This is a genomic window from Lonsdalea populi (genome assembly GCF_015999465.1).
Lineage (GTDB): Bacteria > Pseudomonadota > Gammaproteobacteria > Enterobacterales > Enterobacteriaceae > Lonsdalea > Lonsdalea populi.
In genome coordinates this window covers 925,720-942,690 of the sequence record NZ_CP065534.1, presented here as the reverse complement: position 1 = coordinate 942,690, position 16,971 = coordinate 925,720, and the positions used below count along the sequence as shown (strand labels likewise).

Sequence of the window (16,971 nt, the reverse complement as noted above, 5' to 3'; positions counted from 1 at the left end):
GAAAACCTGCCGCATTTCGCGGTTGCGCATAATAGCATAACGCATCAGGCCCTATGCCGGTGCTGCAGCAAAAGATCTGTAAAACATCGCTTCATTACCCACGGTCACATGGCATCATCGGCCACCGCGGATCAGGCCGCCCAGACCGCGCTCTTCAATAAACAGCGATGCCCACTGTCTCGCCTCAGTGGCGGTCTGCGCCGTCAGCACTTTGTCCGCAAGCCATCCCGCCTCTTCCTGCTCGATATGCCGCAGCAGATACTTGATACGCGCCACGTTGCGTCCGTTCATACTCAGCGATCGATAACCCATGCCGATTAACAGCAAGGCGCCAATAGGTTCGCCCGCCATCTCACCGCAGACCGAAACCGGCATACGCGCCTGGCGGCACTGCGTGACGATCAAATGCAACGCCTGCAACATCGACGGATGAAGACTGTCGTATAGAGCGCCAACGTGGGGATTGTTGCGATCCACCGCCAGCAAATACTGCGTAAGGTCGTTCGTTCCCACCGAAACGAAATCAATGCGTGAACTCAGGTGAGGCAACAGGAACAGCATCGAGGGCACTTCGATCATAATCCCAATACGCGGCCGGGGCTGCGGGCAGTTCAGCATTTCCGTCACTTCGCCCGCCGCGCGGTCGATCAACCGACGCGCTTCGTCAATCTCATCCAGGCTGTTGATCATCGGCAGCAGGATATGTAGGTTACCCAGCGCCGCATTGGCGCGCAGCATGGCGCGCACCTGGATCAGAAAGATTTCCGGCTGATCGAGCGTGACGCGAATGCCTCGCCATCCGAGAGAGGGGTTCTCCTCGCTGATCGGCATATAGGGCAGAGGTTTGTCGGCGCCGATGTCCAGCGTGCGCAGCATGACCGGATTTTCGGGATAAAGACGCAGCATGCTTTCATACTGCGCCATCTGCTCGTCCTCAGACGGAAACCCGCTTTGCACCATGAAGGGAATTTCCGTGCGGTACAGCCCGACGCCGTCGACCTGATCGATGAAGCGTTTTTCATGCTCTGCGCTGAGACCGGCATTGAGCATAACGCGAACCCGCTCTCCGCTTTTCAGCATGGCCGGGCGGTTGCCGTCATCTTCCGTCAGCCGGTTGAGCTCCTGCTCTTCATCCAGTACGCGCTGGTATTCCTGCACCAGCACCGGCTCAGGATCGACCAGCAGCTCACCGCGATAGCCGTCAAGGATCAGCAGCCGCTGATGCAACAAAGCTGGCTGAATATCCGCGTCCATCAGGGTGGGGATCCCCATGGCCCTGACCAGGATCGCGGCATGCGAGTTGGCGGCGCCTTCGTGAACCACGATCCCGGCGAGCCTGTCTTGCGGCAACTCGGCCAGCAGCGTCGCCGTCAGTTCATCCGCCACCAGAATAAAACGTTCCGGCCACTGCGCCGTTCCCTGAACGCTATCATCAAGATGAAACAGCAACCGCTGTCCCAGCGCTCGCAGGTCGCCGGCGCGTTCGCGCAGATAGGTATCTTGCAGCGCGGCGAACTGGGCCGAAAAGCGCTCGATGACCACCTTGACCGCCCACTCCGCGGAACTGCCGGTATCAACCTCTTGGCTCAGCTCTCGCTTTAGCCGAGCGTCGTTTAGCAGATGGGAATAGAGATCGAATATCGCGGCGCTTTCTTTCTGCGCGCTGGCGCTAAAGCGTTTGCTGTAGCGGCGGAACTCCGCTGCGGCATTTTCCATCGCCAGCAGCAGTCGCGAACGCTCACGGTCACTATCCAGGCTGGATGCGGGGAAGACTTGCTCAAGCGAGGGCTGACTGCGATCCTGCCAGCCGGAGGCGATTGCCACGCCCGGCGCGGCGGCCAGCGCGTTGATCCGCGTTTGCCGATATTGCCCAAACAGCGCTTTGATCTGGGACTGGGACAGAATGGCCGCCATCTGAGTGGCCAGCGTCACCATGAAAGATTCGTCGTTCTTATCGAACTGTCTCAGTTCCCTTTGCTGCACAACCAAAACCCCCAGCAACTGACGCCGGTGAATGATCGGCACACCCAAGAAAGAGCGGAATTGCTGTTCCCGGACCGCAGGGATGAATTTAAAGCTGGGGTGGCTTTGAGCGTCGGCCAGATTGATGAGTTCGGCGCGTTCGCCGACCAATCCGACGATCCCTTGCCCGAAAGCGAGAGTGACGGGACGACCACGCGGTTTTTTTAACCCTCGGGTCGCCATCAAGTAATAACAGTGACGATCGTGATCGGCCAGGTAGATAGAACAGACTTCGGTGTCCATCGCCAGACAGATTTCGTTGACCAGAATATCCAGCGCATCCGATAACTGCGCCGTCGCGGCGACTTTCTCAATGACTTCTCGCAGGCGCGTGAGCATGGTGGGCTGAATTATCCTCTCTTCCGTCGGGGACTGGAGGGCGACCGGGCCGAATTCTCCTGCAATTGAATAACCGGGGAAATGAACTCCTTCATGACCCGCCGATAGACGTCACGTTTAAAGGAGACGACCTGCCGCACCGGATACCAAAAGCTAACCCAGCGCCAGCCATCGAATTCCGGCGTGCCGCTGCTTTGCATGTTGATCTCTGACTCATTGCACATTAACTGCAACAGAAACCATTTTTGCTTCTGGCCGATACAGACGGGTTTTGTGTCCCAACGCACCAAACGTTTTGGCAATTTATAGCGTAACCAGCTGCGAGTCGACGCCAGAATACGCACATCCTTTTTCCGCAGTCCAACTTCCTCATACAGCTCACGGTACATCGCCTGTTCCGCCGTTTCACCAGGATTGATTCCCCCCTGTGGAAACTGCCAGGAGTGCTGGCCGTAGCGGCGGGCCCACAGCACCTGCCCCTGCCGATTACAAATTACAATACCAACATTCGGGCGGTAGCCATCATCATCGATCACCGGACTACCTCGATAAACTGAAATGCTAAGATAACCTGATTGTTTCATACTCCCGGCAGACGGTAAACTCCTGCTTATCATCGTCTTCTTTATAATAAGAAGCCGGTAACCCACAGATAGAATCAAAGTTATAAACATTACCTGGCCAATATCACCGGTTTATTCACTTTTTCTGTGGACATCTTTGTGAAGAACACCGTGAAGAAAGTGCGAAAATCGGTTTCAAGGTTTCACACGCCCATCCATGACCGTAAAAATAGTTCTTTAAATTAATATAGTTAAGTCACTTTTCTACCGTTTTTCCCCATCAAAAACGTTGCACAGAATTCAGCCTTTTCCAAAGTGGCGAAAGATCGCACTACCGAGAGCTTATCCACAATCCCCCTCCTGATTTATGCCAAAAAACCAGCGGAACCGGCAAAAAAACCCTTCGTCAAGGCTGTGGATGGAAACAGTGCTCCAGAATTACCCCAGTTATCCCAAAAATCTGTGGATAACAGGGTGTAGAATCCTGTTCATTCCCGGTGGCTTATCGTGAACAAGTCACCTAATCCGTTTACCACCTCTACGCCACGGGGAAAAAACCACTGCGTAATCATGCTATTATTATTTTCATCTCATGAACGGGACCACTAAAAACTATTCCCCGACGGGAGCTGTGCTTTTTTTATACAACCCGGGAGACTTATGAACACCCCATTTCTGTACCGCGATCCGCCTCCTGACGAGCTGACATTGCTACAGCGCGCCCAGTCCCTCGCCGGATATAATCTGGCTGAGCTGGCCGCGATCGCTGAACTGCCGTTGCCTGCAAATCTGAAGCGGGACAAAGGATGGACAGGCATCTTGCTGGAGCGTTTTCTAGGCGCCAGCGCTGGCAGCAAACCAGAACAAGATTTTCCCGATCTCGGCGTCGAGCTGAAAACGATCCCTATCGATGAACAGGGACGGCCGCTGGAAACCACCTTTGTCTGCGTCGCGCCGTTAACGGGTAATAGCGGCGTCACCTGGGAGCGCTGCCATGTTCGCCATAAACTGACCCGGGTTCTATGGATGCCGGTGGAAGGCGGCAGGCAAATCCCTCTGGGCGAGCGGCGCATCGGCGCACCGCTGCTGTGGAGCCCCAGCCCAGAGGAAGAGGAACAGTTACGTCAGGATTGGGAAGAACTGATGGATTTGATCGTACTCGGCAAGGTGGAAAACATCACGGCCCGCCACGGTGAAGTGCTGCAATTGAGGCCTAAAGCCGCTAACAGCCGTGCTCTGACAGAAGCGATAGGCGAACTCGGACAGCCGATCATGACGCTCCCTCGTGGTTTTTATCTTAAAAAAACCTTTACCGGCCCTCTGCTCGCTCGCCACTTTCTGCTTTAATGGCCACTCTTTCCTTGCCTGCCGCTACAGAGAGCAGAGTATAATTATCGTTTACGATTTATTTAAGGTGTATTGATACAATGTTTGATTGGATTGCGGATCCCAATGCCTGGCTGGCGCTGGGCACACTCACCATTCTGGAAATCGTTCTCGGCATCGACAACATCATTTTCCTGTCTCTGGTTGTCGCTAAACTGCCCAAACACCATCAGAACAAAGCCCGCCGTATCGGTTTGCTGGGCGCGATGTTGATGCGCCTGGGGCTGCTCGCCTCCATCGCCTGGGTGATCAAACTGACCAACCCGCTGTTTTACGTTCTGGATCAGGCCATTTCCGTCCGCGACCTCATCTTGTTCTTCGGTGGTCTGTTCCTTATCTGGAAATCCGGCAAAGAGATTCATGAGACCATCAAAGGCGGTTCGGAAACGCATGATTCGAAGGTGCATTCATTCTTCGGCGCTATCGTGCAGATCATGCTGTTGGATATCATTTTCAGCCTCGACTCGGTGATCACCGCCGTCGGCCTTTCCGACCACCTGTTCATCATGATGGCCGCCGTCGTCATCGCCGTCGGCGTCATGATGCTGAGCGCGCGGCCTATCGGCGAGTTCGTCGATAAGCATCCGTCGGTAAAAATGCTGGCGCTCGCCTTCCTGGTGCTGGTGGGCTTCACGTTGATTCTCGAAAGCGTGGATATTCATGTGCCAAAAGGCTACATCTACTTCGCCATGTTCTTCTCGATGGCGGTGGAAACCCTCAACCTGCTGCGCGGTAACAAAGCGGCACAGCAAAAGTGATGCCCGCCTCGCCAGAAGTTTCCCACGCGAAAGAACCATAACGCCAGATGCCTCCGACTCGTTGCGGAGGCATTTTTTTCCAGACAAGTCGATTCAGAAATGACAACGCCATGCCGTAAAAGAAAAAGGCCTGAGTGATTGCCGCAGCAACGCCGTCAATGAGGCCATTCGCCGACTAAATTTTTACATTTTGCCCATCTTTTCTTTCCATGAATCCGAATCGAACCTGTGACTTCCTTTGCTAAACTTAGCTCAATTTTTCAGAATTATTGCGGTCAACAACAGGTAACCCCTTATGCACTCAGTCATGAAAACGCTGGCGGCGCTCAGCGTCATCACTCTGCTCGCCGGCTGCTCCAGCCATTATGTCGTCGCCACCAAAGAGGGTCAGGTACTGCTGACCAAGGGTAAACCTCAGGTGGATGAAAGCACGGGACTGATGATTTTTACGGATGAAGATGGGCACAAGCATGCGATCGACAACAATGATATTTCGCAGGTCGTCGAACGCTGAGGCTGAATGACGATGATGTGCCAAGAGGCTTTCCCCCTTGACGAGGCTTGGTTATAGTCAATGGAAGGTGCTTTCAAACGCACCGGTTCCTCTTCAAATAAAAAGGAAGCTGGCACAATGCAATATCATCGTATCCCTCATACTGCTCTAGAAGTCAGCAAGCTGGGACTGGGCACCATGACTTTCGGTGAACAAAACAGTGAAGCAGACGCTCACGCCCAGCTGGATCACGCCATTGCAGCCGGGGTTAATCTGATTGATACCGCCGAACTGTATCCGGTTCCTCCGCGCCCGGAAACGCAGGGGCTGACAGAAAGCTACATCGGCTCGTGGTTGAAACAGCGCGGCGGTCGCGAAAAACTGGTCATTGCCTCGAAAGTCAGCGGCCCGGTACGTGGCAGCGATCACAACATTCGCCCTCAGCAGGCGCTGGATCGCAAGAATATCCGTGAAGCTCTCAACGACAGCCTGACGCGTCTGAACACCGACTACATCGATCTGTATCAGTTGCACTGGCCGCAGCGCCAAAGCAATTTCTTCGGCAAACTGAACTATCACTATACCGACGAAAAACCGGTGGTCACGCTGCTGGAAACGCTGGAGGCGCTCAACGAACAGGTTCGGGCAGGGAAAATTCGCTACATCGGCGTCTCCAACGAAACGCCGTGGGGCGTGATGCGCTATCTGCAACTGGCGGAAAAACACGACTTGCCGCGCATCGTCTCCATTCAAAACCCGTACAGCCTGCTCAACCGCAGTTTTGAGGTCGGTCTGGCTGAAATCAGCCAGCATGAAGGGGTCGAGCTGCTGGCCTACTCCGCACTGGCATTCGGTACGCTGACCGGTAAATACCTCAACGGCGCCAAGCCGGCAGGCGCACGTAACACGTTGTTCAGCCGTTTCTCCCGATATAACGGACCGTATACCGAGCAGGCCATCGCAGAGTATGTCGCGCTGGCGCAGCGTCACGGGCTTAACCCGGCGCAAATGGCGTTGGCGTTTGTCCGACAACAGCCGTTTGTTGCCAGCACTTTGCTGGGCGCCACGTCCCTCGAACAGCTGCGCATGAATCTGGAGAGCCTGACGGTCACGCTGGATGAAGACGTGCTGAACGAGCTGGAAGCTATCCACCAGCGCTTCACCTTCCCGGCCCCATAACTTTTCTTTCGTCATGACAGGGCCAGCCTCGGCCCTGCTACTGACCCGATTCCCCGCTTAAAATGCCACGCTGAACTGCATACGTACACCGTCGTCGCGGACTTTGCTGGCGTGCATCCCCTGATAGCCCAGAGACAGGCGGGCATGCTGACTGAGGTCCGCCGCTAACCCGGCATGCATCAATACGGCATTTTTTGGCGTCGCCACGCCGTCAACGTTGAAATCATCGCCCCCGCGCGTGAAATGCAGCCGCGCCGCGCGCTCCCGTTCGCTCAGACGATGTTGATAACCGATATCACCGTATAACGACAGCGGCAGAACGGCGGTGAAATGCACATCGCCGCGCAGTCCCAGCGTTGAAAACGCTGAAGAGGTATTTTGCGTATTCCAACCCAGCGCCGCCTCGCTGCCGAACTCCCGAGCGCCCGGCGTTTGTAGCCAGGCGTAAGCGGCGTTGGCATAGGGCTCTAGCCCCAGATTCTGCGTGATGGAGAAATGCCGACTGCCCTCAATAAAGCCCTGCGCCTGATGGGCGTGATAGCTCGCGCGGGCCTTGCCTTCCAGACCAGGTACGTGGAGCGTGCGCTGACTCGACATATCCAGATAGCTGTAGTTCAGACCAGTACGCCAATCCATTCCCGCCAGTGCGCCCTCCAGATAAAGCGCCGCATGATAGGCGGTGATATCCGCGCGAGACGCTCTATCGTTCATGCTGATTCGGCTCTTTTCGCTGCCGACCGCGACACCCAAAGCGCTCGACTCGCCCCACTGAACGCCACTGCCCAGCAGGAAGCCGTAACCTTGATGGTCCACTGTCGCCTCGCCCTGCTGACCCGATAATCGCCCGTCGTTGGACCAGGTTGTCAGCCAAAGTGGGGCGTCGTGACGGGAGCGCATCGCGCCGTTGAGCGCATCACGCACGTTCTGGCTACGCAGAATCATGGCTGAGCGCGAAGCCGCATAGAACTCGCCGCTAAGGTTATCGAAGGCATCGCGCGCCACATCAGCCGATCTTAAATTCGCGATGGCGCTATATGCCGCCCCGCCGTTCAGGCTATCGAGCGCATCAGCCGCCGCCTGCTGATTGGCGGTTGCCGCGACATCGCTAAACCTCAGGCTGTTGCGCACCGTTTCAAGCCATGCACGATGGTCGCCATAGCCTAAGGCGTCGGTCAGAAACAAGGCATCGGCAGACGATCCCCCATCGCTGCTGAGCTCCAGCGCATCGAATCGACCGGATATCGTGCCACTGGCATCAAGCAGCGTATAGCGAGTGCCGAGCGTACCGCGACGAAGATTGATCACCCGCACGGTGCCTGCCAAACTGGCATTTTGCTCGACGATAAGCTGGTCCGACTGCCCTTGTGCATCGATCTCGAATTCGTAGATCGAACCCGGCGTGAAGCGGACGTTGCCGACGGTTAACGTACCGATAGATGTCCCAGGCGCCAACGTGCCGCCCGAGTCGATAGTGACAGAGCCGCCGATTTTGCCGTGCCCGCCCAGCACCGCGCTCGACATCACCCAGACGTCCCCGGCCAAACTACCGCTGCCGCCGGCGCTTTTCGCCACAACCAGCCTTCCGCCCTCCACCACGGTCGGACCGCGATAGGTGTCAACGCCCGTCAGGTACAGCGTGCCGTCTCCCTGCTTGCGTAAACCGACGTCCAGATCGTACAACGCGCTGCTGGCATGGGGGGTCCGTACCTGAATAATGTCGTTGCTCCAGGTGCTGTCGCTCCCCTGAGTATCGACGCTGTACAGCGCATAGCGTCCTCCATAGGCGTCCGAACTCAGATCGCCGTCGGTCAGCCGTTTAGCGTCCAGTTTTCCCGGCCCCTGCACTGCCTTATAGGCGTTGACGATCCCCTGACCGAACAGCGCCTGATACTCCTCCTGCGGCATTAGCGTCATCGAGCCATCGGCCGCCGCCGCCAAAATCGCGGCCTCCACGTCACCGTTACTCATGCTGTAAAACGGATTATCGAGCTTAAGAGATTTTACCAGCGCGGCCATTTCCTCGTCGCTAAACGTGATGCCGCCTGCCGCCGCATAGACTTTGATTTCCACGCCCGTCATGTTGAGGGCGCTGTCGACGTTGTTGCGCACCAGCACCACGGCCCGCGGCAGCTGCGCTCCGCTTAGGGGCGTTGCGGTAGACAGCAGCACATCGGCCAGCTGTTTGCCTGACATATAGGGGAAGGCCTCACTGACCAGCGCGCCCACGGCCGCTACATAGGGGGCGGAGAACGACGTTCCGCTGAGCGAGGAGTAATAGGTCTGATCGTAAGTCGTATAAATGCCGACGCCCGGCGCAAGCAGACTGTACTCAGCGGCCCCCTGCGCCAAGTTGCTGAACGACGCGATAAACGCAGCGCTGGTCGTCGGCTGCGTCGCGTCGAAAGACATCACGCTAAGCCAGTTGTTGGCTATTTTGTTCTCGAAGCCCGTCATATCCAGCACGGTAGGCAATGCAGACAGCAAGGTTGGCGTCAGATGCCCCTCATTACCCGCGGAGAAAACCAGCAGTTGCCCCTGCTCCGCGTTACGCGTCGTCAGTTCGCTGAATCCCGGTATCAAGATGTCGAGCAGCTCGCTTTGCACGTCCGCATCATAGGAAAACAGCTCATCGGGATAAATATTGAAGCCCCAGCTGTTGTTAACGATCTTCGCTTCAGGGTGCTGTGCCATGATATCCAGCGCATACGCTATACTCGACGTCGATAAATCGACGCCCAGAGACAGAATATTGGCGTTAAAGGCCAGGCCGTGTATGCCGACGTTATTTTTAGCCGCTCCCACCACTCCTGCAACCGCGTAGCCATGTCTGTTGTACTGATTCGGAGTGGATATCCACTGCGTACCGTCCGCCACGCGCCCCAAGAATTCGGGGCCGCTCAAGTCGGATTGACTATCGATGATGCCCACCGTAGCTCCGGCGCCGCTGTATCCCAGCGAGTAGGCCTCCGCCGCTGACATCGCATCCAGCGCGAGGCCATTGTTCTGATACTCCCGGGTACGAAAGTCATCGGCGCTCTCCGCCCCGGCGGAAAACGCGGGCGATAATAATGACGTGATGACCATACAGGCCAGCGGCGTCAGTCTGCGGCGGTATTGATCCGTGCCGCCCGCGTGATGCGGGTTGAGAATTCCCTTCATAGACTGCTCCCTGTGAAACGTTGACGTGATGGTGGTGCCGCGTATTAATTCCGAACGCGCAGTGCACATGGCATTCCCTCTGACTTTCTCGCCTTATGTGGGGCGCGTAGTCGGTGGGCTGCCGTGAAAACAGAAATGACGTTGTACGAAATACGGGTAATGCACGGCTCTCCTCTCAGCAAAGAGAGGCGTCCATAAGACGGTGTCAGCCTGAGGAATGCGTCGCGTTGCGCGGGGGCGATGATGCCTATACCCGCGACGAAAGAAATAGCCTTTCACACTGCCTCTGCATCCATGCAATGTCGTCGCTGCAGCGGCCATTATAGGCAGGAACCCCGCTTTCAATAACGAGAAAAGGACGCTTTCTTTACGCTATCCTGACGATATTGGATAAGGCACATAAGGAATTTAATAGAATGGCAAAAGGGGGAGAGATCAATGGCCTTGAGCGCTGAAAAGCCAAAGAAACAGGCGGCGTAACGATGTACGAAAAAGAAACGGGGCATGCAGCCCCGTCGTCTGGTGCCCGTTAAGGCAGAGTTTTTAGCAGCGTTTTACGCTGTTCTTCCAGACCGGTCACGCGCTGGCACACGTCACGTCCGAAGCGTTGAAAATCCATTTCCTGATTGTTCCATTCCGTTTGAATCGCCTGTTGCAGCCCGCCGAGATTACTCATGACGGCCTGCAACGGGTTATCGCCGCCGGCGTTGGCCATTTGTTTGACGCCCATCTCATTCAGGCTGTCCTGCAACACGCCGCCCAGCGTCTGCTGCACCATCTGGCGGCCATCCTGCTCTACCTGCTTAATCGCCTGATGGTGGAAGGCCAGCCCGTCGGGACGGTGCTCAATGATGCGATTCATTTGTTGTTTGAGCTGGGTATTAAGCGTGGTCAGGCGGCTACGGACATGACTGTCGCTCCCCAGTTGCTGAACGATCACTTTATCCAGCGACTGACGCGCCTTTTCCAGATGCTGTTGCGCGCCCGCATCTATCCACGGCAGTTGCTCGCGCAGTTCCGCCTGATATTCTCTGGCCTGCCGCCGCTGTTCAGACGTCAGGGTCAGCTCACGGTTATCTTTGACCACATTCCCTTCCGGCGAGAACTGCAGGTTACCGCTGGCACCCACCACCTTCACGCTTTGCGGAGTGATGGTGATGTCATCCTGCGGCTGAACCGGGCATTGGTACTCCGCCCGCGCCTGCCAGGTCAATAGCATCAGTGCACCGAAGACAAGATTACGCAACAACATAGTGACTCCTGAAAAAAAGGGCGCCCATCAGGCGCCTCAACGATAGCAGTATAGGCACAGGATCAAAATCGGCCTGCCGCCATGCGCCTGCGCTTTAGCCAAGGTTCGGCGGCAGATCCCACCAGATGTCGAACAGGTCGCTGACGGTCACGTCGCTCAGTGGCTGTGACTCCAGCCACTCTTTGACCCACTGACGGTGTTCGTCCGTACAGTTGCCCAGTTTCTGCTGGCAAACCAGTCCCTGCCACTGTAGGTAGCCGCTGCCTTCAAAAGCCAGACCGCGGGGTTCGATAACATCGTCAACAAAGCTATTCAGCAGCCCGTCGATAGTTTCAACAGACGAGCCTTCCGCGAAACGGAAGCCGACTGAGAAACCCAGTTCCTTGAATTCTTCAATGTGTAACTTTTTACGTAAACGTCGGCTGCGATTAATCGCCATTACTCTTTCCTCTCAAACATGAGATCCCAAACGCCGTGGCCTAAACGCTGGCCGCGGGCTTCAAATTTCGTTAACGGGCGTGACGCCGGACGCGGTACATAGTCCTGGCTGTCGGACAGGTTGCGATAACCGTCGAGCGCCCCCATCACTTCGAGCATGTGCTCGGCATAAGGTTCCCAGTCGGTCGCCATATGGAACACACCGCCGATGTTCAACTTGCTGCGCACCAGCTCGGCAAACGGCGGCTGTACGATACGCCGCTTATTGTGCCGCGCTTTGTGCCACGGATCGGGGAAGAACAACTGCACCATGGACAGCGATCCCGCGGGGATCATCTTGTTCATCACGTCTACCGCATCGTGGCACATCACGCGCAGATTCTCGATGCCGGCTTCGTGCGCGGAAGCCAGGCAGGCGCCCACGCCGGGCAGATGCACTTCGATGCCCAGGAAGTTCTGTTCCGGATGCTGTTCGGCCATCTTGACCAGCGAAGCGCCCATGCCGAATCCGATTTCCAGCACTACCGGCGCATCGCGTCCGAACAGCGAGGTAAAGTCCAGCGCGTCGTCCTGATACTCCACGCCCATCGCCGGCCACAGGCTGTCCAGCGCCTGTTGTTGCCCTTTGGTCAATCGCCCCTGGCGACGAACGAAACTGCGAATACGCCGCATAGGGCGACCATTTTCATCAAATTCCGGAGAGATGACGTTGTTGATCATAGTGCTTACACGTGGTCAGGGGTTATGAAACAAGCGCGCAGTATAATGGATACCTATGAAAAATGCTTTCCTATCTCCTCGGCAGGCCCGCCGGCTTGGGCGGGAAGAAGATCATGAAAGTTCGGGTTTACAGCCCATTCACACTGTGCTGGAATCGCTGTCAATTTTTAGCCGCCGTATAGCGATTCTTTCTTATGATGCAAGCGCAACAGTTCGCACAACAGGTGCTGGAATGGTACGAACGCTACGGTCGTAAAACGCTGCCCTGGCAACGCGATAAAACGGCCTATCAGGTCTGGCTGTCCGAGGTCATGCTGCAACAAACGCAGGTCGCCACCGTTATCCCTTACTTTCAGCGCTTTATCGACCGCTTCCCGGACGTTCGCGCGCTGGCGGCCGCGCCGTTGGATGAGGTGCTGCACCTCTGGACCGGGCTTGGCTACTATGCCCGGGCACGGAACCTGTACAAAGCGGCGCAGATCATCGTCGAACAGCATGGCGGTGAATTCCCCACGACCTTCGACGATATCGTCGCGCTGCCTGGCATTGGTCGTTCGACCGCAGGCGCTATTCTTTCTCTGGCTCAGGGCCAGCACTACCCTATTCTGGATGGCAACGTGAAGCGCGTGCTCGCACGCTGCTACGCCGTCACCGGCTGGCCGGGTAAAAAAGAGGTGGAGAACCGCCTGTGGAATATCAGCGAAACCGTTACGCCAGCAAAAGGCGTAGGCGCGTTTAATCAGGCTATGATGGATTTGGGCGCGATGATCTGCACACGCAGCCGCCCCAAATGCGAACTTTGTCCGCTCAACGCCCAGTGTATCGCCTACGCTAACCACAACTGGGCGGATTATCCGGGCAAAAAACCCAAGCAGACGATTCCGGAGAAAAGCGCCTGGTTTGTGATGGTCCGGCAACAACAGCGCGTCTGGCTGGAACAGCGTCCGGCCGTGGGGCTGTGGGGCGGATTATTCTGTTTTCCCCAGTTCGCGACCCATGATGAAGCGCACACCTGGCTTCGCCAGCGGGGAATGCCATTAACCGGACTACAACAGGGTATCGCGTTTCGACATACCTTCAGCCACTTTCATCTGGATATCGTCCCTCTGTTGCTGGATGTTTCCAGCCAGAGCGCCTGCATGGATGAAGGCGCCGGTCTCTGGTATAACTTAGCCCAGCCGCCATCTGTGGGGCTTGCAGCCCCGGTAGAACGCCTGCTGCAACAGTTGGCTCAGTCGCAGTCTGTCTTCGTAGACGTCTGCGCGCCCAATCACGAGGAATAAGCATGAGCAGAACTATTTTTTGTACTTTTTTACAATGTGAGGCCGAAGGCCAGGATTTTCAGCTGTATCCGGGCGAGCTGGGAAAACGCATTTATAACGAAATATCCAAGGAAGCCTGGGGCCAGTGGCAAACCAAGCAGACGATGCTGATCAACGAGAAAAAGCTCAGCATGATGAATGTGGAAGACCGTAAGCTGCTGGAAGAAGAGATGAGAAAGTTTCTTTTTGAAGGCAAGGACGTGAAAATCGACGGCTACACGCCGGAAGATCAGTAATCGCGCAGGGGCCTGCCGGCCCTGATAACTCACGCTCCCGACATGGCCTGATATGATGAAGAAACTGCTAGCTTTGCTGTGCATCGCTCCGCTGCTGATCTCTTGTTCCAGCAACAAAGGCAGCGAGGATGCTGAAGCCTATGTCAAAGACACCAACGCCTTTGATATTTTGATGGGGCAATTCGCCAATAACATCGAAAACATCTGGGGCATCAACGAAGTGTTGATCGCCGGCCCCAAGGATTACGTTAAATATTCCGACCAATATCTGACCCGTAGCCACGTCAACTTCGATGCCGGTACGATCACGATCGAAACCATTAACCCGACTAACTACGAAACCAGCCTCCGTCAGGCGATCGTCACCACGCTGTTGATGGGCGATGACGCCAGTAACGCCGACCTGTATTCGGATGCCAACGATATTCAGATCAGCCGTGAGCCGCTGCTGTACGGTCAGGTGCTGGATAACACCGGCGAACCTATCCGTTGGGAAGGCCGCGCCGGCAGCTTTGCGGATTATCTGATCCAGCACAAGCTGCAACGCCGCACCTCGGGCGTGCATGTGATCTGGACGGTCACCCTTCAGCTGGTGCCGAACCATCTGGACAAGCGTGCCCACAAATATCTGCCGCTGGTACGTAAGGCTGCGGATCGCTATGGTGTCGAACCTTCCCTGATCTTGGCTATCATGCAGACCGAATCGAGCTTCAACCCCTATGCCGTCAGCCATTCCGACGCCCTGGGTCTGATGCAGGTCGTGCAGCACAGCGCAGGACGCGATGTCTTCAAGATGAAGGGGAAATGGGGGCAGCCGAGCCGCAGCTACCTGTTCGATCCGGAAAACAATATCGATACCGGCGCGGCTTATCTAGCCATACTGAAAAATGTGTATCTGGCGGGCATCAAGAACCCGACATCACAACGCTATGCGGTCATCACCGCTTATAATGGCGGCGCGGGCAGCGTGCTGCGTGTGTTTTCCAGCGACAAAGACGCCGCGGTGAGCGCCATTAACGGCATGTCTCCTAACGATGTCTACCAAACGCTGACGACGCGGCACCCTTCTCAGGAGTCCCGCCGCTATCTGTACAAGGTGAACTCGGCGCAGAGAAACTACCGTCGCTGATGACGCCCGAACCTCCGGCCCGGCTGGAGGTTCGGGAGCGGTAAGCCTCCCTCGGTACTCTGTTGAGGATGCCAGACCACTGTCTATCGCGTTCATCGCGGTTAACGGCTTCACTCCAGTGCCCCGTTCCTTGACGAATTTGCGGCCAGCACCAGCAAGAGAGCGCTTATAAGCAAATGCTATGCCCACTCTGTTGAACAGTGACAATCACTACAAAAAACCTAAAACACCCCAATATTTCACTATGTTATTATAATCAAGCATGATTATTATCTTTATTTCATGCACTACTAACGCAGACAATTTTTGCCTAGGATGCCAAGAAAAGGTAGCATCGCAGTCGTTTCTTAATTCCTGCCCCAGCATACCGCTAGGGACTGGCGGCATATGCAGAGGCCGAACTTTAACGGTTAACTTATTAAATAATATGTCATTTCTTTCTTATGAATGATAAGAAAAGGGATCTGGACGGGTAATGAATCAGCATAAAAGCAAAGACTCTGAACGCCATGCGGCCAAGCGACGCTGGCTCGATTCACACGAAGTGGGATATCACAAAACCATGGGTAACCGACAGGTACAGATGATCGCCATCGGCGGATCTATCGGTACCGGCCTGTTTTTAGGCGCGGGCGCTCGTTTACAGATGGCCGGCCCCTCCTTGGCTCTCGTTTATCTGGCTTGCGGTATTTTTTCCTTTTTCATTCTGCGCGCATTGGGTGAACTGGTACTGCACCGCCCTAGCAGCGGCAGCTTCGTCTCCTATGCCCGAGAGTTTCTCGGAGAGAAAGCCTCATACGTCGCAGGTTGGATGTATTTTCTTAACTGGGCAATGACCGGTATCGTCGACATCACCGCCGTAGCGCTCTACATGCACTACTGGGGCACATTTGCCGACGTGCCGCAGTGGGTCTTCGCCCTCAGCGCGCTGGCGCTTATCACCACCATGAACATGATCGGCGTGAAATGGTTTGCGGAAGCGGAGTTCTGGTTCGCGCTCGTCAAAGTCGTCGCGATTTCACTGTTCCTGATCGTGGGGACCATTTATCTCGGCACCGGCCTTGAGCTCGACGGCAATCGTACCGGCTTCCATCTTATTACCGACAATGGCGGGCTATTCCCGCACGGCATGCTGCCGGCGCTGGTGCTGATACAAGGCGTCATATTCGCCTTTGCTGGGGTGGAGCTAATCGGTACCGCCGCCGGTGAGTGTAAAGATCCCGAGAAAATGCTGCCCAAGGCGATCAACAGCGTTATCTGGCGCGTGGGTCTGTTCTACGTCGGCTCGGTAATTCTGCTGGTGTGTCTGCTGCCGTGGAATGCCTATCAGGCAGGGCAAAGTCCGTTCGTGACGTTCTTCAGCAAATTGGGCGTCCCCTACATCGGCACCATCATGAATATCGTGGTGCTGTCGGCGGCGCTGTCCAGCCTCAACTCCGGGCTGTACTCCACTGGACGTATTCTACGCTCGCTGTCGTTGGGCGGCTCTGCGCCGAAGTTCATGTCCAAAATGAGCGCGCAGTCCGTGCCTTACGCCGGTATTCTGGTCACCGTAGGTATCCACGCCATCGGCGTGTTCCTGAACTATATCGTTCCGTCGCAGGTGTTTGAGATCGTATTGAATATCGCTTCGCTCGGCATCATCAGCTCATGGGGCTTTATCATTGTCTGCCAGATGAAGCTGCGTCAGGCGATTAAAGCAGGGAAAGCCAAATCGGTCAGCTTCAAAATGCCCGGCGCGCCGGTGACCTCTTGGCTGACGCTTGGATTCCTGCTTTCGGTACTAGTACTAATGGCGTTCGATTACCCCAACGGCACCTACACCATCTCTACGCTGCCGCTGCTTGCCATCATGCTGACGTTGGGCTGGTACAGCCTGCGCCGCCAAAAGCAGGATGCGAATCTGGTCAAACAGGAGCACGAGCAGCAGCAGGAAGTCTCAAGCCAGCAGTAACGCTTCCTGACGTCTATCACC

Annotated in this window: 14 protein-coding genes; 8 read left to right on the top strand and 6 right to left on the bottom strand. The window is 55.9% G+C overall.

From position 1 onward, the window contains the following. Nucleotides 1-114: 114 nt before the first annotated feature. Both ptsP and rppH read right to left on the bottom strand, forming a co-directional pair. Nucleotides 115-2,361, bottom strand: a complete 2,247-nt coding sequence (gene ptsP / locus I6N93_RS04225) for a phosphoenolpyruvate--protein phosphotransferase (RefSeq protein ID WP_085686727.1) — start codon at nucleotides 2,359-2,361, stop codon at nucleotides 115-117. A gap of 11 nt (nucleotides 2,362-2,372) precedes the next feature. Further along, entirely contained in the window at nucleotides 2,373-2,897 is a 525-nt protein-coding gene (gene rppH / locus I6N93_RS04220; protein WP_085686881.1) for an RNA pyrophosphohydrolase, read from the bottom strand. Between the two features lie 687 nt (nucleotides 2,898-3,584). On the opposite strand from rppH, the gene mutH reads away from it, so the two are divergent. The 4 genes from mutH (at nucleotide 3,585) to I6N93_RS04200 (ending at nucleotide 6,740) form a co-directional block, all read left to right on the top strand. Further along, nucleotides 3,585-4,271: a DNA mismatch repair endonuclease MutH gene (gene mutH, locus I6N93_RS04215; RefSeq protein WP_085686729.1), complete on the top strand. Its 687-nt coding sequence runs from the start codon at nucleotides 3,585-3,587 to the stop codon at nucleotides 4,269-4,271. Nucleotides 4,272-4,351: 80 nt separating this feature from the next. Next, complete coding sequence (locus tag I6N93_RS04210) at nucleotides 4,352-5,068, top strand: TerC family protein (RefSeq protein WP_085686731.1); 717 nt, start codon at nucleotides 4,352-4,354, stop codon at nucleotides 5,066-5,068. 295 nt (nucleotides 5,069-5,363) lie between these two features. Beyond that, nucleotides 5,364-5,582, top strand: a complete 219-nt coding sequence (locus I6N93_RS04205; RefSeq protein WP_085686733.1) for a YgdI/YgdR family lipoprotein — start codon at nucleotides 5,364-5,366, stop codon at nucleotides 5,580-5,582. 117 nt (nucleotides 5,583-5,699) lie between these two features. Further along, nucleotides 5,700-6,740 (top strand): NADP(H)-dependent aldo-keto reductase, encoded by a 1,041-nt coding sequence (locus I6N93_RS04200; protein ID WP_085686735.1) that lies wholly within the window; start codon nucleotides 5,700-5,702, stop codon nucleotides 6,738-6,740. 57 nt (nucleotides 6,741-6,797) lie between these two features. Here I6N93_RS04200 and I6N93_RS04195 read toward each other — a convergent pair whose 3' ends face one another. The 4 genes from I6N93_RS04195 to trmB form a co-directional block, all read right to left on the bottom strand. Continuing rightward, a complete protein-coding gene (locus I6N93_RS04195) occupies nucleotides 6,798-9,899 on the bottom strand; it encodes an autotransporter serine protease (protein ID WP_176222534.1) in 3,102 nt (1,033 codons plus the stop codon). Between the two features lie 529 nt (nucleotides 9,900-10,428). Then, nucleotides 10,429-11,151 carry a YggN family protein gene (locus I6N93_RS04190; protein ID WP_099017419.1) on the bottom strand — a complete coding sequence of 241 codons (723 nt, stop codon included), beginning with the start codon at nucleotides 11,149-11,151 and terminating at the stop codon, nucleotides 10,429-10,431. Between the two features lie 94 nt (nucleotides 11,152-11,245). Next, nucleotides 11,246-11,590 carry a YggL family protein gene (locus I6N93_RS04185; RefSeq protein WP_085686739.1) on the bottom strand — a complete coding sequence of 115 codons (345 nt, stop codon included), beginning with the start codon at nucleotides 11,588-11,590 and terminating at the stop codon, nucleotides 11,246-11,248. After that, a complete protein-coding gene (gene trmB / locus I6N93_RS04180) occupies nucleotides 11,590-12,309 on the bottom strand; it encodes a tRNA (guanosine(46)-N7)-methyltransferase TrmB (RefSeq protein ID WP_085686741.1) in 720 nt (239 codons plus the stop codon). The genes I6N93_RS04185 and trmB overlap by 1 nt, the downstream gene beginning before the upstream one ends. A 194-nt stretch (nucleotides 12,310-12,503) precedes the next feature. On the opposite strand from trmB, the gene mutY reads away from it, so the two are divergent. The 4 genes from mutY (at nucleotide 12,504) to ansP (ending at nucleotide 16,950) form a co-directional block, all read left to right on the top strand. Then, complete coding sequence (gene mutY, locus I6N93_RS04175; protein ID WP_085686743.1) at nucleotides 12,504-13,592, top strand: A/G-specific adenine glycosylase; 1,089 nt, start codon at nucleotides 12,504-12,506, stop codon at nucleotides 13,590-13,592. A 2-nt stretch (nucleotides 13,593-13,594) separates the two neighbouring features. Next, complete coding sequence (locus tag I6N93_RS04170) at nucleotides 13,595-13,867, top strand: oxidative damage protection protein (RefSeq protein ID WP_085686745.1); 273 nt, start codon at nucleotides 13,595-13,597, stop codon at nucleotides 13,865-13,867. A gap of 55 nt (nucleotides 13,868-13,922) precedes the next feature. After that, nucleotides 13,923-14,996: a membrane-bound lytic murein transglycosylase MltC gene (gene mltC, locus I6N93_RS04165; RefSeq protein WP_085686747.1), complete on the top strand. Its 1,074-nt coding sequence runs from the start codon at nucleotides 13,923-13,925 to the stop codon at nucleotides 14,994-14,996. 475 nt (nucleotides 14,997-15,471) lie between these two features. Continuing rightward, complete coding sequence (ansP, locus tag I6N93_RS04160) at nucleotides 15,472-16,950, top strand: L-asparagine permease (RefSeq protein WP_085686749.1); 1,479 nt, start codon at nucleotides 15,472-15,474, stop codon at nucleotides 16,948-16,950. The last annotated feature ends 21 nt before the right edge of the window (nucleotides 16,951-16,971 follow it).